26 protein-coding genes and 1 tRNA gene are annotated in these 25,782 nt (G+C 59.7%); 12 read left to right on the top strand and 15 right to left on the bottom strand.

Annotation, left to right across the window (positions count from 1 at the left end; translation table 11 throughout):
- The first annotated feature begins 25 nt into the window (after nucleotides 1-25).
- The 7 genes from BSU04_RS37395 (at nucleotide 26) to BSU04_RS37365 (ending at nucleotide 6,791) form a co-directional block, all read left to right on the top strand.
- Nucleotides 26-1,030, top strand: a complete 1,005-nt coding sequence (locus BSU04_RS37395; protein ID WP_089165264.1) for a pyridoxal-phosphate dependent enzyme — start codon at nucleotides 26-28, stop codon at nucleotides 1,028-1,030.
- Between the two features lie 7 nt (nucleotides 1,031-1,037).
- Nucleotides 1,038-2,246, top strand: coding sequence for an ATP-grasp domain-containing protein (locus BSU04_RS37390; RefSeq protein WP_089165263.1), 1,209 nt, complete (start codon nucleotides 1,038-1,040; stop codon nucleotides 2,244-2,246).
- 2 nt (nucleotides 2,247-2,248) lie between these two features.
- Entirely contained in the window at nucleotides 2,249-3,487 is a 1,239-nt protein-coding gene (locus BSU04_RS37385; RefSeq protein WP_089165262.1) for an ATP-grasp domain-containing protein, read from the top strand.
- The gene (locus BSU04_RS37380) at nucleotides 3,450-4,667 is read left to right on the top strand and encodes an MFS transporter (protein WP_179258573.1); all 1,218 of its coding nucleotides are present in this window, start codon (nucleotides 3,450-3,452) and stop codon (nucleotides 4,665-4,667) included. The genes BSU04_RS37385 and BSU04_RS37380 overlap by 38 nt, the downstream gene beginning before the upstream one ends.
- 151 nt (nucleotides 4,668-4,818) lie before the next feature.
- The gene (locus BSU04_RS37375) at nucleotides 4,819-5,517 is read left to right on the top strand and encodes a fumarylacetoacetate hydrolase family protein (protein WP_089165260.1); all 699 of its coding nucleotides are present in this window, start codon (nucleotides 4,819-4,821) and stop codon (nucleotides 5,515-5,517) included.
- 21 nt (nucleotides 5,518-5,538) lie between these two features.
- Entirely contained in the window at nucleotides 5,539-6,183 is a 645-nt protein-coding gene (gene maiA / locus BSU04_RS37370) for a maleylacetoacetate isomerase (protein WP_089165259.1), read from the top strand.
- Nucleotides 6,180-6,791 (top strand): LysE/ArgO family amino acid transporter, encoded by a 612-nt coding sequence (locus BSU04_RS37365; RefSeq protein WP_089165258.1) that lies wholly within the window; start codon nucleotides 6,180-6,182, stop codon nucleotides 6,789-6,791. The genes maiA and BSU04_RS37365 overlap by 4 nt, the downstream gene beginning before the upstream one ends.
- A gap of 47 nt (nucleotides 6,792-6,838) precedes the next feature.
- Here BSU04_RS37365 and ftsY read toward each other — a convergent pair whose 3' ends face one another.
- The gene (gene ftsY / locus BSU04_RS37360) at nucleotides 6,839-7,972 is read right to left on the bottom strand and encodes a signal recognition particle-docking protein FtsY (RefSeq protein ID WP_441300067.1); all 1,134 of its coding nucleotides are present in this window, start codon (nucleotides 7,970-7,972) and stop codon (nucleotides 6,839-6,841) included.
- A gap of 826 nt (nucleotides 7,973-8,798) precedes the next feature.
- On the opposite strand from ftsY, the gene rsmD reads away from it, so the two are divergent.
- The 3 genes from rsmD (at nucleotide 8,799) to BSU04_RS37345 (ending at nucleotide 10,548) form a co-directional block, all read left to right on the top strand.
- Nucleotides 8,799-9,488, top strand: a complete 690-nt coding sequence (rsmD, locus tag BSU04_RS37355) for a 16S rRNA (guanine(966)-N(2))-methyltransferase RsmD (RefSeq protein ID WP_089165257.1) — start codon at nucleotides 8,799-8,801, stop codon at nucleotides 9,486-9,488.
- A 198-nt stretch (nucleotides 9,489-9,686) separates the two neighbouring features.
- Nucleotides 9,687-10,190: a pantetheine-phosphate adenylyltransferase gene (gene coaD / locus BSU04_RS37350; RefSeq protein ID WP_089165256.1), complete on the top strand. Its 504-nt coding sequence runs from the start codon at nucleotides 9,687-9,689 to the stop codon at nucleotides 10,188-10,190.
- Between the two features lie 100 nt (nucleotides 10,191-10,290).
- Nucleotides 10,291-10,548 carry a YfhL family 4Fe-4S dicluster ferredoxin gene (locus tag BSU04_RS37345; RefSeq protein WP_089165255.1) on the top strand — a complete coding sequence of 86 codons (258 nt, stop codon included), beginning with the start codon at nucleotides 10,291-10,293 and terminating at the stop codon, nucleotides 10,546-10,548.
- Between the two features lie 44 nt (nucleotides 10,549-10,592).
- Here the strand turns inward: BSU04_RS37345 and hisC are convergent, their stop codons facing one another.
- From hisC to BSU04_RS37305, 8 genes are all read right to left on the bottom strand, one after another.
- A complete protein-coding gene (gene hisC / locus BSU04_RS37340) occupies nucleotides 10,593-11,657 on the bottom strand; it encodes a histidinol-phosphate transaminase (RefSeq protein ID WP_089165254.1) in 1,065 nt (354 codons plus the stop codon).
- Between the two features lie 57 nt (nucleotides 11,658-11,714).
- Nucleotides 11,715-12,320: an aminoacyl-tRNA hydrolase gene (pth, locus tag BSU04_RS37335; RefSeq protein WP_089165253.1), complete on the bottom strand. Its 606-nt coding sequence runs from the start codon at nucleotides 12,318-12,320 to the stop codon at nucleotides 11,715-11,717.
- Nucleotides 12,321-12,463: 143 nt separating this feature from the next.
- Nucleotides 12,464-13,096, bottom strand: coding sequence for a 50S ribosomal protein L25/general stress protein Ctc (locus BSU04_RS37330; RefSeq protein ID WP_089165252.1), 633 nt, complete (start codon nucleotides 13,094-13,096; stop codon nucleotides 12,464-12,466).
- Nucleotides 13,097-13,250: 154 nt separating this feature from the next.
- Complete coding sequence (locus tag BSU04_RS37325; RefSeq protein ID WP_089165251.1) at nucleotides 13,251-14,204, bottom strand: ribose-phosphate pyrophosphokinase; 954 nt, start codon at nucleotides 14,202-14,204, stop codon at nucleotides 13,251-13,253.
- A 47-nt stretch (nucleotides 14,205-14,251) separates the two neighbouring features.
- A tRNA-Gln gene (locus tag BSU04_RS37320) sits at nucleotides 14,252-14,328 on the bottom strand.
- Between the two features lie 55 nt (nucleotides 14,329-14,383).
- A complete protein-coding gene (gene ispE, locus BSU04_RS37315) occupies nucleotides 14,384-15,304 on the bottom strand; it encodes a 4-(cytidine 5'-diphospho)-2-C-methyl-D-erythritol kinase (protein WP_089165250.1) in 921 nt (306 codons plus the stop codon).
- 16 nt (nucleotides 15,305-15,320) lie between these two features.
- Nucleotides 15,321-15,893, bottom strand: a complete 573-nt coding sequence (lolB, locus tag BSU04_RS37310; RefSeq protein ID WP_218827412.1) for a lipoprotein insertase outer membrane protein LolB — start codon at nucleotides 15,891-15,893, stop codon at nucleotides 15,321-15,323.
- A gap of 59 nt (nucleotides 15,894-15,952) precedes the next feature.
- The gene (locus BSU04_RS37305) at nucleotides 15,953-17,821 is read right to left on the bottom strand and encodes a tetratricopeptide repeat protein (RefSeq protein WP_089165248.1); all 1,869 of its coding nucleotides are present in this window, start codon (nucleotides 17,819-17,821) and stop codon (nucleotides 15,953-15,955) included.
- Nucleotides 17,822-17,906: 85 nt separating this feature from the next.
- On the opposite strand from BSU04_RS37305, the gene mutM reads away from it, so the two are divergent.
- Complete coding sequence (gene mutM, locus BSU04_RS37300) at nucleotides 17,907-18,737, top strand: bifunctional DNA-formamidopyrimidine glycosylase/DNA-(apurinic or apyrimidinic site) lyase (protein WP_089165247.1); 831 nt, start codon at nucleotides 17,907-17,909, stop codon at nucleotides 18,735-18,737.
- A gap of 4 nt (nucleotides 18,738-18,741) precedes the next feature.
- A complete protein-coding gene (gene mutY / locus BSU04_RS37295; RefSeq protein WP_089165246.1) occupies nucleotides 18,742-19,803 on the top strand; it encodes an A/G-specific adenine glycosylase in 1,062 nt (353 codons plus the stop codon).
- Between the two features lie 32 nt (nucleotides 19,804-19,835).
- Here the strand turns inward: mutY and BSU04_RS37290 are convergent, their stop codons facing one another.
- From BSU04_RS37290 to BSU04_RS37265, 6 genes are all read right to left on the bottom strand, one after another.
- Nucleotides 19,836-20,468: an LON peptidase substrate-binding domain-containing protein gene (locus BSU04_RS37290; RefSeq protein ID WP_089165245.1), complete on the bottom strand. Its 633-nt coding sequence runs from the start codon at nucleotides 20,466-20,468 to the stop codon at nucleotides 19,836-19,838.
- 35 nt (nucleotides 20,469-20,503) lie between these two features.
- Complete coding sequence (gene rapZ, locus BSU04_RS37285) at nucleotides 20,504-21,400, bottom strand: RNase adapter RapZ (protein WP_089165244.1); 897 nt, start codon at nucleotides 21,398-21,400, stop codon at nucleotides 20,504-20,506.
- Between the two features lie 111 nt (nucleotides 21,401-21,511).
- Nucleotides 21,512-22,480 carry an HPr(Ser) kinase/phosphatase gene (gene hprK / locus BSU04_RS37280; protein WP_031357600.1) on the bottom strand — a complete coding sequence of 323 codons (969 nt, stop codon included), beginning with the start codon at nucleotides 22,478-22,480 and terminating at the stop codon, nucleotides 21,512-21,514.
- 187 nt (nucleotides 22,481-22,667) lie between these two features.
- Complete coding sequence (gene ptsN / locus BSU04_RS37275) at nucleotides 22,668-23,159, bottom strand: PTS IIA-like nitrogen regulatory protein PtsN (RefSeq protein ID WP_306427252.1); 492 nt, start codon at nucleotides 23,157-23,159, stop codon at nucleotides 22,668-22,670.
- Between the two features lie 404 nt (nucleotides 23,160-23,563).
- Nucleotides 23,564-23,923 carry a ribosome hibernation-promoting factor, HPF/YfiA family gene (hpf, locus tag BSU04_RS37270; RefSeq protein WP_031357598.1) on the bottom strand — a complete coding sequence of 120 codons (360 nt, stop codon included), beginning with the start codon at nucleotides 23,921-23,923 and terminating at the stop codon, nucleotides 23,564-23,566.
- Nucleotides 23,924-24,097: 174 nt separating this feature from the next.
- Nucleotides 24,098-25,621, bottom strand: a complete 1,524-nt coding sequence (locus BSU04_RS37265) for an RNA polymerase factor sigma-54 (RefSeq protein WP_089165242.1) — start codon at nucleotides 25,619-25,621, stop codon at nucleotides 24,098-24,100.
- Nucleotides 25,622-25,782 lie beyond the last annotated feature (161 nt).

The raw sequence follows: 25,782 nt of genomic DNA, 5'->3' as shown, positions 1-25,782 counted from the left end.
GTATCGAGATGTTTTCGGAGGAGTCATGTACGACCATATCGCCGATTCAATCAAGAGCCCGACGCTAATCAAGCTGCGAGATAATCTTTCTTTCGCCCGGTTCGAGATTCTGAAGGTCTACTCCACACTCACCGCGATCGAACAGTTGCTTGCTGCCGAGGCCATTAAACCGGGACACACACTGCTCGACAGTTCGAGCGGCATCTACGCTCACTCTCTCGCACTCGCGTGCCATCGCCACGGTATGAAGTGCCGCATTATCGCGTCCAAAACCGTAGACAAGACGCTGCTGGTTCAACTCAACATTCTTGGCGCCGAAGTCGAGCAGGTTCAGTCCGCCGGCAGTCTCAAAATGGATCAGAGCCGCCGCGTCGAACGGATCAAGGAGATACTGGCGTCGGAATCTGACGTGTATTGGATGCAGCAGTATCACGACACGATTCACTACAACGGATATCAACCCGTCGCTCAACAAATCGCCCGGGAATTTGAAGGTGAGGCGCTCACGATTGTAGGGGGCGTGGGTTCTGGATGCTCGACTGGAGGAGTCGCCCGAGCCTTGCGAGAAGCCGGCCACCCCACTGAACTCATTGGTGTTCAGCCCTTCGGCAGTGTCACGTTTGCCAGCGAGCAAATCGAGGATCCCGGCATCATCATCGCCGGGATCGGCAGCGCGATTCCTTTCGAAAATGTCAAGCACGCACTCTACGATCAGATTCACTGGGTCTCGTTTGAATACGGGATGTCGGCAACAGTGGCGCTACTCAAGCGCCACGCGATCTTCGCGGGGTTGTCGTCGGGCTGCGGCTATCTAGTCGCCTCTGCCGAATCCCTCAAGCACCCTGACAGGCAGTACATCGTTATTGGTGCAGATACCGGGCATCGCTACGTTGACGATGTGTACAGCCGACACGCCGAGGCGCTGAACATCGATGCGCTGGCGCCTTCTGAAATCACGACAGCTTCCGAACTATTGCTCCCCTGGTCATTTGCACGCTGGGACCGGCGAGAGCTATCGCAATTCAATTGAGCGACTTATGACAATCATTGCGCTCGAAGCGCTTACCTTTGGTTTGAACCGTCTGGCCGATGCAGCCAGAAGCCGCTCGGAACAACTGATCCTGCTGACGCGTGAGCGCGGCGTCTATGAATATGAACTGAGCCGGCAGGGCGACGTGAAGGTCGTTGACGTGGATACGTTCGACCCCGCTGCGCTCAAAAAGGCGATTGAACTTGTGCCCGGCGCGCGCGGCTTGATTAATTCTACGGACACCTGGAGTGTGCTGTCGCTTGAGCTCTTCGAGCATTTCGGTTTTCCGGGGCAACCGGCAGACTCGATCAGGTTGGTACGCGACAAATTTTCCCTGCGCAACGTGTTGCACGACAACGGTCTATCGTCGGCACGCGCAATCAGGATTGACCCAAACGTGGCCGTTGAGCTTGACGTCGTCTACCCGGTCATCGTCAAAGATCTCGCGGGCACGGCTAGCCAACATGTATGGCTCGCCCGAAGTACCGCCGAACTCGACCACGTGTTGGCTCTGGCTCGCAAGGTGAATTTGCGCGGCGGCGCGCTGACGATGGAACCCTATTTCGCCGGAACGTTGTTCAGCGTCGAAGCGTTGACTTGGGAGGGCCAGACGAAGGTTCTGGCAGTTTCCAGCCGCATCATGTCTCACGAGCCCGACTTCCGTGAGGAGGCCGTCTCGCTGCCGGTATACCTGCCACCCGAGTTGCACGAGTCAGTTGCGAGGTGGATCGATCTGGTTCTTCGAACGGTAGGGTACACGCGGGGGTTTTCCCATACCGAATTCATGTTCACGAAGCACGGCTTCGAAGTCATCGAGATCAATCCGCGGCTTGGAGGCGGCCAGATTGGCGAGGCGCTTTGCGACATTTACGGTAAGAACGTCTACGAAGCATTCGTTGACATGGCGCTCGGCCAGCGTCCGCAGCTGCTTGACGAAAAGTTGAGCGCGCGCAAAGGCGTCGCGATGTCGCTCTTGTATGCGCAATCGAAAGGCTATTACGAGGATGTCGCCGGAACGCACGCGCTACAAGCTTATCCTGGCGATCCGGTGCTGTTTCCCACCGCGGTACGCGGCAAGCTGATCGATAGCCTCGCTGATCAGCGCGCGTGTGTCGGCCTCCTCGTGGCCTCCGGGCAAACGTCGGAGATCGCGCTGCAAAACGTGCTTGCGGCCCAAAACAGGCTGCAGGTCCGTGTGTCACCTCAGAGGGTTTGAGCATGTCGAAGCCACATATTCTGATTCTCGGGGGCTGGACGGAACTCCTATTGAAGGCCTTGCGTCTCGGCATGGACGTTTCGTACCTCGGGCCGACCAAAGGCACGTCCTATTTCAACGCTGATCTGCTGAAAGACTGTGCGTATGCCTGCGACGCAAACATTGAGCAGATCGGACTTTGCCTGGCGCAGGCCAAGTCTATCCACCGCGCTCTTCCGCTCACCGCCGTGGTTTCCTTTAGCGAACTGGGACTTGAAACCGCTGCCATCATCGCCGACAACCTGCAGGTCAGCGGGCTTGATTTCGATGCCGTTCTGAACACGCGTTACAAAGACACAATGCGCGCGAAGCTGGGCGACCATCCCGACTTGCAGCTTCCGTGGAAGCGCGTGCGCTCAGAGGAGGATCTGCAACATTTCTTCGATCAGCACGGTCCCCGGATCATCGTCAAGCCGATCAACGGCGCCGCGAGTCAAGGCGTGCATCAGATTCGGAATGCCAATGAACTAAAGCGCTATTTGGAATCGAGAGAACAATACGGCAGCGACGGCATTCTTGCAGAGAAGCTGATCGACAGCGACAAGCTTTACAGCATCGAGACGCTCTCGGTCGATGGTCGCCACGACATCATCACGATGTCGCTGTCCAAACTGGTCGGCTATCCGTATTCGCTTGTCAGCCACACGGTGGTTCCGCCCTACGGAGTCGAGCGGGAAGAGACGCTGCGTATTGCCGGCTTGACACGGATCTTTTTGTCCGCGATCGACCTCAAGAACGGTGTCGCTCACACTGAAGTGAAAATCGGGAGTGACGGCCGGCCACACATTATCGAATCCCAGACCCGGGTGGGGGGTGACCGCATCTGGAAGATGGCCGAACTTACGAGTGGTGTTCACCAAATTGACTTGGCTTTCGACAATCTGATAGGTAGGCCCGTCGCCTCGGCCTGCGCGCAAAAACTCGGAGCGGCGGGTTTCTTTTGCTTCTTGCCGCCGGCCGGCGTTGTCAAGGCCGTTTGCGAGTTAGGTTTCCTGAAGATAGACGACGCCGTGATTGAATATGAGTTCAACGTCGAGATCGGCGATTCGCTTTTAGACATCGTGGACAACACGCAGCGCAAGGGATATGTGTGCGTGCGCGCGCTGTCACACGACGACCTGTTCGAGCGTGTCGCTCGCATCTATAAAAATATCTGGATTGAATATGAAGATGGTTCGTTCTGGCGTCCGGCGATTGCGTGAATTGCCAGGCAGCACGAGGATATTGCTGTTCTGTTCATTCCTGATTCCCTTCGGAAGTTTTCTCGTGTTGCCGTTCGTTCCAGTCATGCTGTCTAACATCGGCGGCACTGACATGCGCGTCGTCGGCTGGATCTTGGCAGTCGCCTCGTTGATCCAATTTGGCGGCGGATTAATCGGCGGCATGGTGGCGGATCGGATCGGCTTGAAAAAAGCGATGATCCTGGGATTGCTGACCAGGTCGGTGGGATTCGGATTCATCATCCTGTCTACGGAACACCTATGGCTTTTGATTCCCTCGGTGCTGCTGATCGCGGCGGGTGCCGCGATCTATCTGCCTGCCAACAAAGCCTATCTGATCAAAGGCCTTCCAGACGAGCAGCGCGCCATCTTTCTGTCATTCTCCAATTCCGCCTTCAATGCGGGGATGGGATTGGGACCGCTCGTTGGTAGCTTCTTTATTATGAGCAACCGGGGCCTGTTGTTCACTGTCACGTTTGGCATATTCGTATTGGCGACAGTCTTGCACATCAGAGTGTTGGTGAGCGATCGGATATCAGGCGCAGCCGGCGCTTACGTATCGCCAACGCGGATGGAGTTCGGTCGAGCTTCCAAAATGATGGCACCGTTGTTGTTCAATTTCATGGCGTTCTATTGCTACTTCTATTTTCAGAATTACATTGGCCCTTACGTGATCAAGAACCACCGGCCTGAAATGCTCGGAGCTATCTTGCTGCTCAATTCGATGCTTGTCATATTTGTTCAGCCGCTTGTTGCAAAACGAATCGGACGAAGTTCGTACGGCGCGATCCTCAGCCTGTCGTTCGTGGCGGTTGCCGTGGGCGCGCTCTTTCTGTCGATCGGCAGCGTCGCAGGTCTGCTGCTCGGAGTTCTGTTCTTCACGATGATGGAAATCCTGATCTTTCTAAAGAACGACCTCGTCTTCGTGACGGCCTTGTCCGACAGTCCAGCTACAGCGTTCGGCCTGCAGCGTTTATCTGGTGGAATGGGGGCGTTCGTCAGCAGCGCACTGGGCGGCATGCTGTTTGCACGCGCGGCCAGCAGTGCGGAAGGCTCCATGGGAGATTTTTGGCTCGGGTTATCGGTTCAATGCGTGGTTCTCGTCGTCGCATCCGTTCTATATTGGGTGAGCCAAAACCGCTATCGTTCCCCGGTGGTTTAAGCCGCCTGTCGTCAAATGTTGTTAGCGCCGTTCTCACTAGCTCGCGTCACCACTCCCGGAGCCATAGACCATTCAGCCGAATCGCGATGCGCAACCGTGCACGTTAAACTTGAGGTTCAGGTCGAAGCTTCATCAAACAGGAGAAAGCGCAATGAGTCACGTATTTGCTCCGGCACCCGCGGTCGCGGTGCCTGTCGTCGGTTCCAGCGACCAGTTTCCCGTTCGCCGGATTTATTGCGTTGGCCGGAACTACGAGGCGCACGCGCGCGAGATGGGGCATGACCCCGATCGTGAACCGCCGTTTTTCTTCGGAAAGCCCGCCGACGCCGTGCTGTACGTCGCGCCCGATGCGACCGGCGAATTCCCGTATCCGTCGCAGTCGAAGAACGTCCACTTCGAGATGGAACTCGTGGCCGCAATCGGCAAGCAAGGCAAGGACATTCCCGCGGACAAGGCGCTCGACTACGTCTATGGCTACGCGCTCGGTCTCGACATGACGCGCCGCGACCTGCAAGCCGAAGCGAAGAAGCTGGGCCGTCCGTGGGACACGGCGAAGGGCTTCGATCATTCGGCGCCGCTGGGTCCGATTCATCCAGTCGCTAAGGTCGGGCATCTGGAAAAAAGCGCGATCTGGCTCACCGTCAATGGCGAAGAGAAGCAGCGATCGGACATCTCGCAACTGATCTGGTCGGTGGGCGACACGATCGCGTATCTGTCCACGCTATTCGAGTTGTTCCCTGGCGACCTGATTTTCACCGGCACGCCTGAAGGCGTCGGCGCGATTCAAAAGGGCGACCTGATGAAGGGCGGTGTCGACGGAATCGGAGAGTTCTCCGTGCGCGTGGTCTGACTATAAAAACGGAGGGGATCCATGAAGCTATACAGCTATTTTCGTAGCTCGGCGGCGTATCGCGTACGCATTGCGCTGAATCTCAAAGGGCTCGCCTATGAGTACGCGCCGATCCATCTTCTGCGCGACGGCGGGCAGCAACTGAAGCCGGACTATCGCGAGCTGAATCCGGACGGCATCGTGCCCACGTTTATCGACGGTGATGACGTGCTCACGCAGTCGCTCGCGATCATCGAGTATCTGGAAGAGACGCATCCCGAGCCGTCGTTGTTGCCGGGCACGCCATTGGATCGCGCGTTCATTCGTTCGGTTGCGCTTCAGATTGCGTGCGAGATCCATCCGGTCGACAACCTGCGTGTGCTCAAGTATCTGAAGCACACGCTGAAGGTTGGCGACGAAGCGAAAGACGCTTGGTACCGGCATTGGCTGGAATCGGGTTTCGATTCGCTTGAAAAGCGGCTCGCAAACGACTCGCGCGTGGGCAAGCTGTGTTTCGGCGATACCCCCACGCTCGCGGACCTATGCCTCGTACCGCAAGTGTTCAACGCGCGGCGCTTTAATCTCGATATGAGCCGTTATCCGACGATCGAACGTATCGCCGATCACGCCGCGCAAATCGATGCGTTCGCGCGTGCCGCGCCCGGACAACAACCGGACGCTGAATGACGACTGCCGTTTTTTTATCCGGCGCCGGGCTTGGCGCAAGTCTGATTATCGCGATTGGTGCGCAAAACGCTTTTGTGTTGCGGCAAGGCTTGAAACGGCGGCACGTGGGCTGGGTCGTTTTTATCTGCGCGCTGATCGACGTATTGCTGATCGGGCTGGGTATTGGTGGGATGGGGGCGTTGATTGCGCGAGCGCCGGTGTTGCTCGGGGTGATTCGATGGGCGGGAGCGGTGTTCCTGTTTCTCTACGGTCTGCGGGCGTTCCACGCGGCGTGGAAAGGGCCAGGGCACTTGAGCGCCGAGAGCGGCGAGTCGCAGACAGCGTTGAGCGCGGTAACAACGGTGCTCGCTTTATCGCTGCTGAATCCGCACGTTTATCTGGATACCGTCGTCCTGCTCGGTGGCATTGGTGCAAGGTACGGTTGGCCGGGGAACGCGTGGTTTGCCGCAGGGGCAATGTGTTCGTCGATCATCTGGTTCACCGCGCTCGGGTTCGGTGCTCGCTTGCTCCAGCCTCTGTTCGAGAAGGATGTCTCGTGGAGAGTGCTCGATGTGATCGTGGGGATTGTGATGTGGTGGATTGCCGTGGCGCTAATCCTGTCACGGTAGGACGCGCGTAGCCGCGGCCTGGCTGAGCGCCAGGCCGCGGCACCGGTTCAACTTCCGAGCAATGCGTCCGCAAATTCGTCGGCGCTGAAGGGCTGCAGGTCCTCGACTTTCTCGCCCACGCCAATGAAGTAGACGGGAATCGGCCGCTGCCGCGCAATGGCTGCGAGAATGCCGCCCTTCGCAGTGCCATCGAGCTTGGTCACGATCAAACCCGTCAAGCCCAGCGCATCGTCGAAAGACTTCACCTGGGCGAGTGCGTTCTGGCCCGTGTTGGCGTCGATGACCAGTAGTACCTCGTGCGGCGCGTCGGGCTGTGCCTTTGCAATCACGCGCTTCACCTTGCGCAGCTCTTCCATCAAGTGAAGCTGGGTCGGCAAGCGGCCCGCCGTGTCGGCCATCATTACGTCGATCTTGCGGGCACGGGCGGCGCCGACTGCGTCGAAGATCACGGCGGCTGCATCGCCGCTCTCCTGCGATACCACCGTCACGTTGTTGCGTTGCCCCCAAACCGTGAGCTGTTCGCGTGCCGCGGCACGGAAGGTGTCGCCGGCAGCGAGCAGCACGGATTGGTCGAAGCTCTGCAAATGCTTGGCCAGTTTGCCAATGCTTGTGGTCTTGCCCGCGCCGTTCACGCCGGTGATCATCATCACGAGCGGTTGGGCGCGACCGAGCATCAGCGACTTCTCAAGTGGCCGCAGAAGATCCGCGAGCAGCGAGCGCAGCGCGGCCTTGACCTGCATCGAATCAGTGAGTCGTTCGGTGCGCACTTTTTCACGCAACGCTTCAAGCAGATATTCGGTGGCATCGACACCCGCATCGGACATCAGCAAAGCCGTTTCGAGTTCCTCATACAAATCCTCATCAATCTTCGCGCCGATGAAAATCCCGGTCAGGCCCGAACTGGTCTTCGAGAGTCCCGTTTTCAGGCGCGTGAGCCAAGAACGCTTAGCGCCCGCTTCGGGTTCTGGCGGCGGCACAATCACGACGGTTTCTGCCGGCGCCTTCCATTGCGATGCCGTACGGCCTTGCCAGTAGGGTTTGGCTTCTGGTGTGGTGGTTGCCGGCTGGACAACCGGGGCCGTCGATGCAACTGGCTGCGCCGGCGTAACCGGCGTCGTCGCGTGCGGCAGTGAAGCGCTCGGTGCATGCGGGGTCTTGCCTGCGTGCGCGCCATTACCGATCGGAGAGTCTGAAGCGTGAAGCGCGCTCTGACCGGAATCCGCCGATGAAGTTGAACCCGAGCCCGAACCCGAACCCGAGCCCAATCCGCCAACGTCAGCCGGACGCGCCGACCGGTCAAGCGATTCCACTGGAGCGCCGGATGTCCCGTTTTCAGCCGTGGACCCCGTCCCACGCGCCGGTGCGTCCGGCATCCGGGGCGTGCCAGCCGCCAATGCCGTTCCCCGCAGTGGCGTTTCCGAAGCCCGATCCTCCGCCGCAGCGTCTTCCCGCGCCGTTTCCACGGGCTGAGCCGGCGTCACCGGCGTACTTGCTGCGTGTCTGAGCCCTTCAACGTCCTGGGAACGCGCCTCAGCAACGTCTTCGGCTTCGTTTTCCTCGGGCGTATCGGGATCGGTATCGGTCGATTTGCCTATTAATCGTTTGAAAAAGCTGAACATGGTCTGCAGTGGTGGGGTGGCGCGTTTCTCGATGCCGTCGCAACCGCGTTTCTGCGTCGAACGAGCGCAGGACGCAAACAACGCGCAAACGCAAAGGTGACGATAGCTGCCGTGCCGCGAAAGACCGCCGGAAACAGCGGGAAGAGGCAGAGAAGCGGCGGGAAGACGCGGGAAGCGGCGAGCGTGTGCGCAAAAAGAGCGAAAGACGCGTATTTTATCAGCCGGCACCGATTGTAGTGTCCGGCCCGAGCGCGAACCCCTGCATCGGGTGCGGCGGGGCTGTGGTAACGTGCCCGCATCGGCGACAACCGAATTGCTGCAACCCGATCACGTTCTAACCCGACCCGCGCGGATCATTCCGCCGCTGCTACCTACGCCACGCACGTCCATGTCCCGATCCTCGATAACCCGCGCGTTAGAGCGAAATCCCGAGCGAAATCGCGAACCCGGCGCCGAGCGCACCGCCGAACGCGCTCCGAAAGTCCGTGAAGCTGCGCCATCGCGCGGCGGCAAGGCGCATTCCATCCGAATCATTGGTGGCGACTGGAAGCGGACGCCGCTGCCCGTTCTGAGCCTGGACGGCCTGCGTCCGACGCCCGACCGGGTCCGTGAGACGCTGTTCAACTGGCTGGGCCAATCGCTCGACGGCAAGCGTTGCCTCGATCTCTTCGCCGGCAGTGGCGCATTGGGCTTCGAAGCGGCGTCGCGCGGCGCGCTACGCGTGCTGATGGTGGAACGCAGCGGCCGCGCAGTGGCGCAACTGAAGGCGAACCAGACCCGCCTGGCCGCGAAAAACATCGAAATCGTGGAAGCGGATGCGCTGCGTCTTGCTGTGGGCCTGGCGCCGAATTCCTTCGATGTCGTGTTCCTCGATCCCCCTTTCGGGGACACCGCCATGCTTGAGCGCGCCATTGAACTGGCCGTGCCGCTGGTGTCGCCGGGCGGCGCGCTGTACATCGAATCGGGTGAGCCCGTCGATCCTGCGCAAACGCCGGCGTTGTCCGGATGGGCGATTACCCGCGAAGGCAAGGCTGGCGCGGTCCGCTATCATTTGCTGCGGCGCGAAAATGAGGAATAATGCGCGTTCCCAAATGCCTGCCGGGCGATGCCCGGCCGACTGTGGACGGTGCGTGATGGACGTGATGGACGTGATGGACGTAGTGGGCTCAGCAGGCGCCGGGGCATCGGAGGAATTTTCTGGTCTTGTCGATGCCGGCGGCGGCCCAATCTGTAGCGAAAGACATACCAGAAGAAGTATCAGAAGAGGAGATGCCCCATGGTTGTAGCCGTTTATCCCGGAACGTTCGACCCGCTCACGCGCGGTCATGAAGACCTCGTGCGACGTGCATCGAGTATTTTCGATACCCTGGTGGTCGGAGTCGCAGATAGCCGGAACAAGAAGCCGTTCTTCAGTTTGGCGGAGCGGCTGGATATAGCACACGATGTGCTGGGCCACTATCCGAACGTGCAGGTGATGAGCTTCAAGGGGCTACTGAAGGATTTCGTGCGCAAGAACAATGCGCGCGTGATTGTGCGGGGTCTGCGTGCCGTTTCCGACTTCGAATACGAGTTCCAGATGGCGGGCATGAATCGTTATCTGCTGCCCGACGTCGAAACGATGTTCATGACGCCGTCGGATCAATATCAATTCATCTCGGGCACGATCGTGCGCGAGATCGCGCAACTCGGCGGCGACGTCAGCAAGTTTGTTTTCCCATCGGTGGAAAAGCGCTTGCAGGACAAGGTCGGTCCGATTGCGCCGGACCCATCGGTGCCGTGAGCGTTTCAAGCGTTCACCGATGCGCTCACTGACGCGCGCTCATCCAGAGCGTGCGGGCACCGAAAAAGCCGGCTGAGATGCCGGGCGAAGAGAGTAAAGCATGGCCCTGTTCATTACCGACGAGTGCATCAACTGCGACGTGTGCGAGCCCGAGTGCCCGAACGACGCCATCTCGATGGGGGTCGACATCTACGTGATCGACCCGAACAAGTGCACCGAATGCGTCGGCCACTACGATGAACCGCAATGCCAGCAAGTGTGCCCGGTGGATTGCATCCCACGCGACCCGGCGCATGAGGAAAACGCCATCCAGTTGATGGCGAAATATCACGTGTTGATGAAAGCCAAGGGCGCTTGATTTAACGTCGAGCGTCAGGCATCAAGCCCCGTTCACGCGCGGCCTCAAAGCAGCGCGCGCAGCGCCGCTAGCAGAGCGTCGCAGTCGGCATCGGTGCCAACAGTAATCCGCAGATGCTGGTCGATTCGCGGCATTTTGAAATGCCGCACGAAAATCTCCTTCTCCTTCAAGCGCGCGGCCAGCGTGGCGGCGTCGTGTTCCGGATGGCGCGCGAATACGAAGTTCGCGGCAGACGGCACCACATCGAAACCCAACGCTTGCAAGTCCGCCGTCAGCCGTTCGCGGCTGGCGATCACCTTCTCGCAAGTCTCGCGAAACCAGTCGTCGTCTTCAACGGCCGCGATCGCTGCGGCTTGCGCCAGCCGGTCGAGCGGATAGGAATTGAAGCTGTCTTTCACCCGTGTCAGCGCCTCGATCAACGCTTCGTGTCCGAGCGCAAATCCCACCCGCATACCTGCCAGTGAACGCGCCTTCGACAACGTCTGCACGACCAGCAAATTCGGATTTTCATCGATAATCGTCACCGCCGATTCCGCGCCGAAATCCACATACGCCTCATCGATCACGACAACCGAGTCCGGGTTCGCCGCGAGCAGCACCTTGATCTCGGCGAGCGGCAATGCGCGGCCGGTCGGCGCGTTCGGATTGGGGAGCAGCACGCCACCGTTAGGCGCGCGATAGTCGTCCACATCGATACCGAAATCCGCGTTGAGCGGCACTACGTCGACCGCAACGCCGTATAACTGCGCATAGACGGGATAAAAGCTGTACGTAATATCGGGAAACCGGATTGGGTTGTCGTGCTTGAGCAGCGCCTGGAACGTGTGCGCGAGAACCTCGTCCGACCCATTGCCGACAAACACCTGGCTCTCGCGCAGGCCGTGATGCTGCGCGATGGCCGCGCGCAATCCATGCGCCGTTGGATCGGGATATTTGCGCAGTGAGTCACCGTCCTCGCCGAGTTCGCGCCGGATCGCATCGACTACGCGCGGTGAGGGGGGATAGGGATTCTCGTTCGTGTTGAGCTTCACGGGACGCGCGAGCGCCGGTTGTTCGCCCGGCACATACGGCGTCAGCTTATTGACGATATCGCTCCAGAAACGGCTCAAGATTCGCTCCTTAGTTGTCCCTTACTTGTCCTTTCGGGACGGGGTAATGCGAATTCACTACTGTGCGTTGCGATGCAGATTCATCATCGCGCGTTCCATCTCGTCGTTGATTGCGAACGGCATGACGGCGAGGGCGCGTTCAATCGATGCATCGATCACGTCCTGTTCTTCACGTCGCGGCGGTTTCAGCACAAAATTCGCCACATCCGGTTTCGCACCGGCCCGTGAGGCCTCCGGAATCAGATCACGCGGATGCCCGATGCCGATCCGCAACCGCCAATAATGTTGCACCGACAAATGCGCGGAAATGTCCTTCAGGCCATTGTGGCCGCCGCTGCCGCCGCCAAGCTTCAGCTTGACCGTGCCGGGCGGCAGATCGAGTTCATCGTGGGCGACCAGGATCTCGTCCGGCAAGATCTTGAAGAACTGCGCAACGGCCACGACCGATTGCCCTGATCGATTCATGAACGTCTGCGGCTCGAGCAGATGAATCTCCTGGCCGTTGAGCCGCCCGCGGCCGTAGTGCCCGTGAAACCGGCGCTCGTCACGCAGCGAGGCACCGGCGTCGCGCGCCAGATGGTCGACGAACCAGAAGCCTGCGTTGTGACGGGTCGCGGTGTATTCGGCGCCCGGATTGCCGAGCCCGACGATCAGTTTGATCATGTTCAATCTTGGCGGCGTAGGACATCAACCGCACCGGAAAAAGGCCAAAAAAAACCCGCCGGAGCAGAGCAACGGCGGGTCACTTCGTCCGCTCTTGTGGGCGGACCCCAGAGCGGACTCAAGCGGACAGGCTTCAACCAGACTTATGCAGCCGGCTTGTCGCCTTCGCTCGGAGCAGCAGCGCCACCCGAAGCAGCTTCGTCGGACACGACGGCAGCCGGGATGGTTGCCGAAGCGATCACCGGGTTTTCTGCTTCAAGGTGAGCGACCAGTGCCACGCCCTTCGGCAAAACGATGTCCTTCACGTGCAGCGTGTGACCGGCTTCAATCTTCGCCAGATCGAGTTCGACGAATTCCGGCAGGTCAGCCGGAAGGCATTCGACTTCGATTTCGTTCAGAACGTGCGAGATCACCGCGCCGCCAATCTTCACAGCCGGGTTCGTTTCTTGATTCAAGAAGTGGACCGGAACCTTGGTGTGCAGCTTCTTCGATGCATCGACACGTTGGAAGTCAACGTGCAGAACCATTTGCTTGAACGGATGGTATTGCACATCGCGCAGCAGAACCTGTTGCGACTTGCCGGCGACTTCCAGGTCGAGGATCGACGAATGGAACACTTCTTTTTTCAGCGCGTGCCAAAGTGCGTTGTGATCGAGCTCAACGGCTTGAGCTTCAGCATTTGCGCCATATACGATGCCCGGGGTCTTGCCCGAGTTACGCAGGCGGCGGCTCGCACCCGTACCTTGCAGATTGCGCTCAAAAGCGACTACTTTCATGATTCAACTCCATAATCTGCCCGCGACCAGGCAGTGAAAACGGGGCTGTCGCCAAAAGCGTTCAGCCCCAGAGCAGCGTTTCAGGCCTTCGTTCGCCTGAAACGATTACGCGGTTCAGCGGAGCTTTGACTCTCCGCCAAACCGCCAATACTTTTTAACCTTCCGCAAACAGCGACATCACCGAGTCGCCACGACGGATACGCGAGAACGTCTCGGCCAGCAATCCCGCGCTCGACAGAATACGGACCTTGGTACAGGCACGTGCTTCTTCGGAGAGGGGAATGGTGTCGGTAACGACGAGTTCGTCGAGTTCCGACGCTGCGATCCGCTCGCCTGCACCGCCGGACAGAACCGGGTGCGTGGCATACGCGAACACTCTCGTCGCGCCGCGTTCCTTCAAAACCTGTGCTGCCTTGCAGAGCGTGCCGGCGGTGTCGACCATGTCATCCATGATCACGCACGTGCGGCCTTCCACTTCACCAATGATGTTCATCACTTCAGCGACGTTCGCCTTCGGACGACGTTTGTCGATGATCGCGAGATCGGTGTTCAGTTGCTTAGCCAGTGCCCGGGCGCGGATCACACCGCCCACATCCGGCGACACCACCAGCAGGTTCTCGTAGTTCTGCTTGCGCAGATCGCCGAGCAGCACGGGCGTGGCGTAGATGTTGTCGACCGGGATGTCGAAGAAACCTTGAATCTGGTCGGCGTGGAGGTCCATGGTGATGACGCGATCCACACCGGCAATTTCCAGCATGTTCGCCACGACCTTCGCCGAGATGGCGACGCGAGCCGAACGTGGCCGGCGATCCTGACGGGCATAACCGAAGTACGGGATGGCTGCAGTAATCCGGCCAGCGGATGCGCGCTTGAGCGCATCGACCATGATCATGAGTTCCATCAGCGTGTCGTTGGTCGGTACGCAGGTGGACTGCAGCACGAACACGTCCTTGCCACGTACGTTTTCCTGGATCTCGACCATGATCTCGCCGTCTGAAAAACGGCTAACCATTGCCTTGCCAAGCGGGATACCAAGGATTTTGACGACTTCCTGTGCAAGCGCGGGATTCGCGTTGCCAGTGAATACCATCAGGCCGTCACTGCTCATCGTGCACCTGTTCTGGCTGGAGGCGAGAGGAAAAACGCTAGAAATTTTGGCAGGGGAAGAAGGATTCGAACCTTCGCATGCTGGAATCAAAATCCAGTGCCTTAACCAACTTGGCGACTCCCCTACACTAACTTTGAGTCCTGCCGGGTAGTGTAGGACAAACCCGGCAAAACGAAACTTTACGACGCGAAAGCAAAGAGAGGATGCGAATCCAGACTTTCGGTCACTGTGCTTTTCCAGCTTGCCGGGAGTTTGGCTTGCGCCATCTCAGCTTCGGCTTTGCTACGAAAAGCGGCAAACACGCTCGCCCCAGATCCGGTCATTCGCGCAGGTGAAAGATTCGAAAACCACTCAATCACCGCAGCTACTTCCGCGTACTTCTCAACTACAACTGCCTGCATATCATTTCGGCCGAAGCTGTCAGGCCAATCTGCGTCAGAACTATGTTGTGCAAGGAAGTCCGTAATTGTGAGGACTTTTGAGTCCCTTGTCAACGCTTTCTCCGAGAAAATCGCAGCAGTTGGAACATGCACCGCAGGAGTCACCACCAGGAAGAAGCGTTTCGGTAGATCGACGACCTGCAGCGCCTCGCCCACGCCTTCGGCAAAAGCATTGCGCCCGAAGATAAAAAACGGAACATCAGCGCCGAGTTTCAACGCCAGATCCTGCAACGTCTGTCTCGATAAATTCGTGCCCCACAAGCGATTCAGAGCGAGCAGCGTGGTCGCGGCGTCAGAGCTGCCGCCGCCAAGACCGGCGCCCATGGGCATTATTTTATCAATTTCTATGTCTACGCCAAGAGCGCTGCGCGTGGTCGTCTGCAGCAAACGCGCAGCACGCACAACAAGGTCGTCCGCTTCCGGCACGCCTGGAACATCGGTTTTACGCGAGATCACGCCGTCATCGCGACGGGTGAAGTGCATCCGGTCGCCCCAGTCGAGCAACTGAAACACCGTCTGCAGCGCGTGATAGCCGTCCGGGCGGCGCCCGGTGATATGCAAAAACAGATTGAGCTTGGCCGGCGCGAGACAGTCGCGCAGGGAAACATCGGCCAGCGGACCCACTGGGCCCGGCGGCGAACTTGATGAAGATGACTGCATGCGATTGAACTAAGCGTTACTGGTCGAGGACGAGCTTGATGTCGAGCGGCGGTTCGGCACGCGACAGATTCAGGCGCTTCACGCCGGTTGCGGGCGCGTCGGCGTAGGCCAGATAGTCGATGGTCCAGCCGTCCTGCTTGATTTCCTTCAGGCGGCCGTTTTCCGACGACGAATCCATGGTCGTGCGCGCTCGCGAGGTTGGCGCAGGCGATGGCTGCAGCCAGTAGCGCAAGCCTTCAACAGGCAAAGCGAACCCGAGAGTATTGCTCATCAGTTGAGAGACGTTATCGGCGGTTTGCGGATCGCGGTTCGGTAATTCGAGCGTGGCTGAAGACGGCGACGACGTCACGATCGCCAGCGTTTGCCCAAGCGGATTACGCAATTGCAGCGTGACGGTGTCTCCGGTTTCCTGCCAGTCGAAGTTGCCGTACGCGTTGCGCTGCTGGCCGTTCTGATCGTCGTACTGCACCGCAAACCGGCCGTGATAAGCGCGGCTCGTCTGCGCTGTCACTGCGGTCGCCGCATTTGAGGTTGTCGGCACACGCGGTTTGATCGCGCATCCCGACATCGCCACCACACCGGCCGCCATCAGCGCCAGCGCGCCGCGACGCGCGCGCTGGCCGCTCAGGAAATTCGTTGCAATCAAGTTCAAAGGTCGTTCACCTGGAATCGTTTGAGCGTTTTCAACAATGTGTCGTTGCTGGGCTCAAGCTTTTGCGCCTGACGCCAGGTATTGCGCGCCTGGTCCTGCTGCCCCGACTTCCACTGCACTTCGCCAAGATGAGCGCCAATTTCCGCATTCGGCTGCAGGTCGTAGGCTTTTTTCAGGATGCTGGCCGCTTCCGCCTGATTACCCATCCGATACTTCGCCCAGCCGAGGCTGTCCATGATGAACGCGTCGTTCGGCGCAAGCGACACCGCTTTCTCGATCAGCTTCTCAGCCTCGTCCAGACGCTCGTTGCGATCGACGAGCGAGTACCCGAGCGCGTTATACGCCTGTGCGTTGTCCGGCTGCTCTTTCATCAGCTTGCGCAACTGCGTTTCCATGGTGTCGTAATGGCCGTTCTTCTCAGCCGCCATGGCGTAGTCGTAGGAAATGTCCGGGTCATCAGGAAAGGCCGTCGATGCCTTCGACAACGCCGCTTCCGCCTCCGGATACCGTTGCGCCTGGAACAGCATGGCGGCATCCGTACGCGCGAGCAGCGCCAGGTCGCGGGGATCGGACGTCTGCAGACTGCCCAGCAACTGGCGCGCTTCGTCGACCTTGCCTTGCGAGGCCAGGATCTGCGCCCGCGTGACCTGTGCCGGCAGATACTGCTGGCTCGCACGCGGAATCTTGTCGAGCCACTGGTTGGCGGCCGCGTCGTCTTTCTTTTCCAACGACAACTGCGCGAGATAGATATAAGCCTGTCCCGGATCTGCGTTCGGCGTGTTTTCAGCCGCCGCCGCGTACTGTTTCAGGTAATCCTGCGCCTTATCCGGCTGTTTCTTCTGAATGTTGATCAGGGCGAGCGCCATCAGCGGCGTCAGATCTTTCGAATCGTTCTTGCGCATGATTTCGAACTGCTTCTGGGCGTCGTCGAGACGATCTGCCGACAGATACAGTTGCGCCAGCGCAAGCCGCGCGTCGTGCGACTTCGGATCCTTCTCGAGGTACTTCTCGAACGAAGCAATACCTTCGTTGCGTTCGTTCGGCCCCATGCGCGCAAGCGTCAACGCGGCAGGCAAGTAGTCGGGCTTCAGTTTCAGCGCTTGTTCGAGCGATGCCTTCGCGCCCGGCTGGTCGTCGGCGGCAATTTCCTGCCGGGCGAGCGCCAGTTGCGTTTCCGGCCGGTCCATGTCGTTCTTGACCAGATCCTTCAGCACATTCAATCCGCCTACGCGGTTCGGTCCGCGAGAGAGCAGGATTTGCAGCGAAAGGATCGCGTCGCCACGCTGTTCAGCGGGTACTTTCGCGAGTTCGGTGGTGAGGATCGGCTTGGCATCGTCAGGTTTGCCGGAGAGGATCAGCAGCGACGCGCTCAACTGAGCCGCGCGTTCCGAATTCGGTGAGAACTGCTGCCAAAGCTGAACGGCCGTCAGCGCGTCGTTGGGACTTTGTGCGGCAATTGCAATCTCGGTCGCGCGCTGCGCGAAGCGCGGATCGTGCGTGTCACGCGCGAGGGCGAGATAGGTCTGATACGCGGGCGCTGCCTGATTGCGTTGCAACGCGACTTCCGCCGCGAGCACCTGGAAGACGATCTGGCTGGACGCAGCGACATTCGGCAGGTCCTGCACTTCCTTGCCCGTGGGCGGCGCGGTGATCAGGTCCGCTGCACTGATGGCGGACTGGTCGTCGTCCGGAGAAGGAGCTTGCGCGGGGCTCTGCGCGCAGGCAGGCGCAAGCGCAAGCGCCGCCACCGCCAACGCCACTGCGGCCGCGAGCTTGCCTGGGTAGACCGGCTTACCGCGTGCGGCGCTCATTTGAGCGGTCGCTGCACGCTGCTTCGAAAACAACTTTACGAAGGACAAGTTCATGGAAATCCGATCAATGTTTCAGTCGATTGTAACGCGCTCGCTACAATACGCGCACATCCCACAGCAAGTTACAGACCAGTAAAACATGCCAGAGTTGCCGGAAGTCGAAGTAACCCGACGCGGGATCGAACCGTTCGTCGCCGGACGCCGGGTTGAGCGAGTCGATATCCGTACACCGGCGCTGCGCTGGCCGATTCCGCCGCATCTCGCGAAGACGATGAAGGCGCTGAAAATCGACAAGGTCGAGCGGCGCGGCAAGTATCTGTTGTTTGAAACCTCCGAAGGCTGGCTGATCGTGCATTTGGGCATGACGGGGACGCTCCGGGTACTGCGTAACGTGCCGCGGCCGCCGGATGCGGCGAAGCATGATCATATCGACCTGATCTTCGATGATTTTATTTTGCGCTTTCGAGATCCGCGGCGCTTTGGGGCCGTGCTCTGGCATTCGCGCGCAGACGGCGATGTCCTCGACCATCCGCTGCTGGCGGGTCTGGGCGTGGAGCCGTTCACCGCCGAATTTTCCGGCGCGCTGATGTACCGGCAAACGCGCGGGCGCAAGGTGTCTGTCAAGCAGGCCTTGCTTGCGGGCACGATGGTCGTCGGCGTGGGCAACATTTATGCGTCCGAGAGCCTGTTCCGCGCGGGTATCCGGCCCACAGTGGCCGCCGGGCGCGTCTCGCTCGTGCGCTACGATCTGCTCGCCGACGCCGTGCGTACGACGCTTGCCGCAGCGATCGAAAAGGGCGGCAGCACGTTGCGCGATTTCGTAGGTAGTAATGGTGAGTCGGGCTATTTCCAGCTCGATTATTTCGTCTATGACCGCGCGGGATTGCCATGCCATGTTTGCGGAACGGCCATCAAACAAATCGTGCAAGGCCAGCGATCCACGTACTTTTGCCCGCGCTGTCAGCGCTAGCTCCATGCTCCAGCTCACCGACTTCTCCACGCGCCTGATCGCGTGGCAACGCGTTCACGGCCGCCACGACCTGCCGTGGCAAAACACGCGCGACGCCTACCGGATCTGGTTGTCCGAAATCATGTTGCAGCAGACGCAGGTATCCACGGTGATTCCGTACTACGCGCGTTTTCTCGACCGTTTCCCCGACGTGAACGCGCTCGCCTTCGCCCCGCTCGACGACGTCATGGCACTCTGGGCCGGCCTCGGCTACTACTCGCGCGCGCGAAATCTGCATCGATGCGCGTTTGTGGTGGCGACGGAGCACGGCAGCGAGTTTCCCCGCAGCGTCGATGCGTTGGCTGAACTGCCAGGTATCGGTCGTTCGACGGCGGCGGCCATTGCGTCGTTTGCGTTCGGCGCGCGCGCAACGATTCTCGATGGCAACGTCAAGCGAGTGCTCGCGCGCGTGTTTGGTATCGAAGGATTTCCGGGCGAAAAGCGCGTGGAAAACACGATGTGGACACTGGCCGAATCGCTGCTGCCCGACGCCGCGCATAAGGACGAAGTCACCGCGTACACGCAGGGTTTGATGGATCTCGGCGCAACGTTGTGCGTGCGTGGGAAGCCGGATTGCGCGCGTTGTCCTTTTGCCGCCGATTGCGTGGCGAACGTGACGGGACGGCAAAAGGAATTGCCGGCTTCCCGCCCGAAAAAGACGGTCCCGACACGCAAGACCTGGATGCTGGTGTTGCAGGATGGCGATAGCGTCCTGCTTGAGAAGCGTCCGCCGACGGGTATCTGGGGCGGTCTGTGGAGCCTGCCGCAAGCCGCCGATGAAGAGGCGCTCGCGGCAGTCTCTCATAGCTTCGGCGGGTCGGGAGAGCTTCAGCGGCTCACGTCCTTCACGCACACGTTCACGCATTTCAAACTGGATATCGAGCCGCGTCTTGGACGAGCGAGCGGCGGTGTGCCCGACGCTGCCGATAACCAGACCGTGTGGGCGCCGCTTGCGAATATCGATGCGTACGGCGTGCCTGCGCCCGTGCGCAAACTGCTTGATGCGCTGCAGGGCTCGCTGATTTGATACGGCGGGGCGCTAAAGCCGCTAAAGCAACGTCAAAGCAATTGATGCTGCTGCATATAGTGATGCACGACGTCAATTCGCGCGGCCGCGTCTTCAAGCTCCATCAGCTTTTGCCGGGCGCGCATGGGGATCGGCAGGATCTCGGATAAACGGTTTGATACCCACGTCGGATCGTCGAGAAGGAAGGGCTCGGTGAACGGCAGGTCCTTCGGCTCGCGCGCCTTGATTGCATCGATGATCCGCTCCAGCACTTCCGCGCACGCACCGAACTTCACCAGCGCTTCCGTGCTGTCCAGCGGCGTGTCGTCGCCAATGGTTTCCGCAACGCCCACGATCAAATTGCTTGGCTCCACGCGATGCGACAACAGCCGAAAGCGCGTCGTGCCGCGCGCCTGGACCAACAACATGCCGAACGTGTCCACGTCGCATTGGGTGATCTCGGCCAGACAGCCGATGTTCTCCGGCACCGACGGATCCCCCGGCGACGCAATCTCGTTACCACTTTTCAGCAGGCACACGCCGAACGGCGTGCCTTCGCGCAAACACGCACGCGCCATGTCGAGATAGCGGGCTTCGAAGATCTTCAGGGGGAGATGGCCGCCAGGAAACAACACGGTATGCAGCGGAAACAGCGGCAGGTCAGCGAGAAGGGGATTGGTGGACATCGCGCGCTTCTTTAGAAAAGGCCGCCCGAAGGCGATCAGGTTTGCAAGGGCGCGACGTGTCCATCTAAAGCGATGGGTGCGTCGCGATGCCGCACAATCACATTGGCCTTGTCACCGAAGCGCGCGGCGAGCGCCTGGGCGATGAATACCGAGCGATGCTGGCCACCCGTGCAGCCGATTGCCACCGTCAGGTAACTCCGGTTGTCGTCACGGAATTGCGGCAGCCATTTGGCGATGAACGTGCCCACGTCGTCGATCATCTGGTGGACCATCGGCTGGGCGGACAAAAAGTCGATAACCGGCTTGTCCAGGCCCGTCAGCGGCCGCAGTTCGTGGTCGTAGTAGGGATTCGGGAGCGTACGGACATCAAAGACAAAATCGGCGTCGAGCGGGACCCCGCGCTTGAATCCGAACGATTCGAACATCAGCGTCAGTCCGGCCGGCTCCTGTTCGATAAAACTCTTCACCCACGCGCGCAACACGTTCGCCCGCAGATTGCTGGTGTCGATCTGATGGCCAAATTCGGCGAGTCCCGAGACAAGTTCGCGCTCGCTTTCGATCGCTTCACCCAGCGACGTCAGCAGGCCCACATCGGCGTCGTGATTGGGCGAACCCGACAACGGATGGCGGCGGCGCGTCTCGGAGAAGCGCTGAATCAGCGACTGAGTACTGGCGTTGAGAAACAGCACGCGCAGGTCGAACGCTTGCGACAGGTCTTTGATGATGGCGGGCACTTCGTCGAGCGAACGGCTCGAACGTGCGTCGATAGCAACGGCCAGACGCAGCTGCCCTTGTGAGTCGAGATACTTGGCGAGCTCGGGGAGGAAGCGCGGAGGCAGGTTGTCGACGCAATAGTAGCCGGCGTCCTCGAGCGCGTTCAGGGCAACCGATTTGCCGGAGCCGGAAATACCCGTAATCAGAATAATGCGCATGAATAAGGACTCGTTCGCTCTAGGTAAAAGCACGCAAAAAATTCGGGTCCGGGCGGCGGCTCAGTACTTTGACTCAGTGCGCGATGCCGCCGGTCTTGCCATATAAACCGATCAGATCAGCTTGCCGGGGAACTGGCTTTCGGGGTCCTGCATCGCAAGGCGCTGACGATCCATGAAGTCACGCAAGGTATCGATACCCCGCAGTTGCAGGATCGTGTTGCGCACCGCCGCTTCCACCAGCACGGCAAGATTTCGGCCGGCAGCCACCTGGATCGTGACCTTGCTGATCGGCAAGCCGAGTACGTCGACCGCCTGGCTTTCCAGTGGCAGCCGCTGAAATTCACCGTCTGGACGACGCACAAGCTGAACGATCAGCTTGAGCTTCATTTTCCGCCGAACGGCGGTTTCCCCAAAGATGGTCTTGATATCCAGCAGGCCTAGACCGCGCACTTCCAGCAGGTTCTGCAGCAGCGGCGGGCATCGGCCCTCGACAAAATCCGGACCGAGGCGCACGAAGTCTACGGCGTCGTCAGCGACAAGACCGTGACCGCGGCTGATCAACTCGAGCCCGAGTTCGCTTTTGCCGAGACCGGAGTCGCCGGTCAGCAACACGCCCATGCCGAGGATATCGAGGAACACGCCGTGCAGCGTCGCGCGCGGAGCAAGAATCCGCGACATATAGAGGCGCAGGCTGTCAATCACCGCCGCCGCTGACATGCGCGTGGTGAAGAGCGGCGTGGACGAGCGCGTGCATCGCAGAACCAGTTCGGGCGGCGCGCCGACTTCGCCCGCCACCACCAGGAAGGGCGGTTCCAGCGCGATCAGTTCGGCCATGTTGCGCGACCGGTCTTCGTCGGACTGACGCTGGTAGTAGGTGATTTCGGCGTCGCCAAGTACCTGGATACGGTTGGGGTGAATCAGGTTCAGGTGCCCGACGAGATCGGCGCTTGACGTTGCATTGGCAACGGTTTCGGTCGAAAAGCCGCGCTCCCAGCCTTCGTGACCTGTCAGCCAGCTCAGTTTCAGCGCGGCTGCGTTGTCGTCGAAAATGCTCTGGGCGTTGATGCTGGACGTATCCATGAGGCCGGAACTCCGAGAGAGGCCGCGAGCATGGCGCATTTGAAGAGCCGGGTTTGGTCTCTTCAATGCTCCGCTCAATAGGACCGATTGTGCGCTAGAAGGGCCGCCGGCGCGAGAGGGCCGTTGGGCCTGGTCTCTTGCACCGAGTCCGGCTTCAAGTCCAGCGCGAGGCCTGGCGCGGGAGAGCTCAGGGCTGCCATTGCGTGAGCACCTGATACAGCGCCTCACGGTTTTCTTCAGTATTCAGGCGTTCTCGTGCATCCCGGTCGGAAAGCAGCTGCGCTATTTCCGAGAGGATTTCGAGGTGCTGTTGCGTGGCCTGTTCGGGAACAAGCAGAAAGATCAGCAGCGACACGGGCTGCCCGTCCGGCGATTCGAACGCGATCGGCTCAGCCAGGCGCACGAAGGCGGCGAGCGGATGCTTCAGGCCCTTGATGCGTCCGTGGGGAATGGCGACACCTTCGCCGAGACCGGTCGAGCCAAGGCGCTCGCGCGCAAAGAGATTGTCGGTGACGGTACTGCGGCCAATGCCGTTCTGGTTCTCGAAGATCAGGCCCGCTTGCTCGAATACACGTTTCTTGCTGGTGACGGACAGTCCGAGGACGACATTTTCGAGGGGAAGAAATTTGGCTAAACGATTCATGTTGGCAGGCAGATGCGTGGCCTGAATTCTCCTCATCGTGGCGGCTGCAGAACCTGCACGAAACGCTCACGGCGATTTTGGTAAGGAATGCGCGGGAGACCAAAGTCTCACCTTCACTCCGATTAACAACCCCGGTACTAACCTAACCGGACCATTATAGAACAGCGCAATCAGCGATGGTGCGGCGCGCCATACGCTGGACGCGTTTGTTGCGCATAACGCAACGCTTGCCGCTTTGCCCCGATTCACCCCTGTTGCGGCAAAAAACGTCTGAAACTGCCGGTGACAAAAAAAGCCGCCTGCTTTCAGGCGGCTCGTGCCGACTATCGTGCCGATGGGCTCCGGTCCTCTCTGTTCCGGAATCCGGCGCATCAACAAAAACTTCCCGCCGATGCGCCGTTCAACCCATTTGAATCATCCTTCTAACCGTTCACGGGAGCTTACGGCGCCGGAACTTCGCTCTCCTGCGGTTCGTGTCCGTACTTCATGGTGGCGTGCGCATGGCCCTGGATCTTGTCCTTGTGGCGGAGCACTTGCCTGTCCAGCTTGTCGACCATCAGGTCGATGGCCGCGTACATATCAACGTCACAACTCTCGATGAAAATGTCCTTGCCCTTCAGATGCAGGTTGATTTCGACCTTTTGCCGCTTGTCCTTTTCCCTATGATTGTCGACCGAGAGGACCACACTGCCGTCGATCACCTGATCGAAGTGCCGTAGCACCCTATCCAGTTTGGTGATCACATATTCTCGCAACGCAGGCGTCAATTCGAGATGGTGTCCACTGATCTGCAGATTCATAGTTGCTCTCCAAGCTAATGGCCGCCTGGTCGTTATCACGCTGCTAAAACCGGTCGCTGCTTGCCCGTACGTGGCCATTCTGGTGAACAGCGGTACAGAACGGGAATCGCATCGGCCGGCTCGCTCGCGCTTTCGCGACGCGGCCGGTAAAGGCCCGCCGCAACATGCAGCGGGCTACAGAGACTTTCGCAAATTCACTGCCGGAATTTTCAGAGCTTCGCGATATTTGGCGACCGTACGGCGCGCGACCACGAATCCTTGTTCCGCCAGCAACTCTGCGATGCGGCTGTCTGAAAGAGGAGATTTTGAGTCTTCGGCTCCTATCAGTTGCTTGATGAGTGCCCGGATCGCCGTGGACGATGCCGCGCCACCCGTGTCCGTTGAAACGTGCGATCCGAAGAAGTACTTGAATTCAAGCGTCCCGAATGGGGTCAGCATGTACTTACCGGTTGTCACACGCGAGACGGTGGATTCGTGTAAACCCAGCGTATCAGCAATCTCCCTCAAAACCAAGGGCCGCATTGCAATTTCGCCGTGCGCAAAAAAGTTCTTCTGACGCTCCACAATGGCTTGTGCAACGCGAAGAATCGTCTCGAATCTTTGTTGAATATTCTTGATCAACCAGCGTGCTTCCTGGAGCTGCTGACGCAACGAACCACTGCCCGGATCGCCGCGATTGTTGCGCAAAATATTCGCATAGAGGTGATTGATGCGAAGACGCGGCACGATTTCCGGATTCAATTCTGCCGTCCATCCACTGGACATCTTGCGCACGAGGATGTCGGGAACCACGTAATCCGCTTCGCTCTTCCCGAACGCAGCGCCAGGGAACGGTTCCAGTGAACGGATCAGCACGTGTGCATCGCGCAATGCGTCGTCAGACGCCTTGAGCTGCTTGCGCAAACGCGTGAAATCGCGCGCCGCGAGCAGTTCCAGATGGTGCATCACAATATCGAGCGCCAGCGTGCGAACAGGCGATGGTTCGAGCCGCAACAACTGCAGTTTCAGGCATTCGGACGCCGAACGGCCACCCACTCCCGGCGGATCGAAGCTCTGCAGCAGCGCGAGCGCCGCGCTCAGTTCGTCGACATCGACCTCGAGTTCATCCGGCAGATCCGCCTTCACTTCTTCGAGCGACGACGTGAGGTAACCGTCTTCATCGAGCGATTCGATCAGGAACGTGATCAGCGCCCGATCACGCTGATTCGCCTTCGTCATGCGCAGTTGCGAAGTCAGGTGGTCGCGCAGCGTAGTAGTGGATTCGTGGATCTGCAGCGGCGGCAGGTCGTCGTCGTCCGAACCGCTATTCGAGCGGCCGTAGTCTTCCAGATTCCAGGAACTCGAATCCGGTCCGTTGTCCGACGAACTCATGCCGTTGTATTCGTCTACCCCCTGGGGCTCGCCGTTTTCCGAGCGGTCGGTCGTGGTCGTGCTACTGCTCGACGACGTGCCGTTGCTCATCATGGAATCGGGCGCGTTGACCGACGCCCCCGATGTGATCAGCGAGCCGTCCGCTGCCACGCGCAGCGGGCTGGTGGTCCAGTCGTCCTCGTTCTCGAGCAGCGGATTTTGCGCGACAGCCATCGCGACTTCCTGCTGCAGTTCGAGCGTCGACAACTGCAGCAGCCGGATGGACTGCTGCAGTTGTGGGGTCAGCGCAAGATGCTGCGACAGGCGGAGTTGGAGGCTGGCTTTCATGGCAAGGTTTTAATCATTGTAGAGAGTTTGCCACGGGCGCGACACCTCGCGGGGATCGACCAAAAACAAGTGCCGCCTCGCGGGCGGCACTTAAGATCTGCTGGCGGCGCAGGACGCCGTCCACCAAGATGTTGCAAGGGGCAAAGGACGCCGTGCCCCCG

Origin of the sequence: Caballeronia sordidicola (assembly GCF_002220365.1) — a bacterium.
Taxonomy (GTDB): Bacteria; Pseudomonadota; Gammaproteobacteria; order Burkholderiales; family Burkholderiaceae; genus Caballeronia; species Caballeronia sordidicola_C.
The sequence above is the reverse complement of the archived record's forward strand: the minus strand, read 5'-3'. Positions and strand labels throughout refer to the sequence as shown.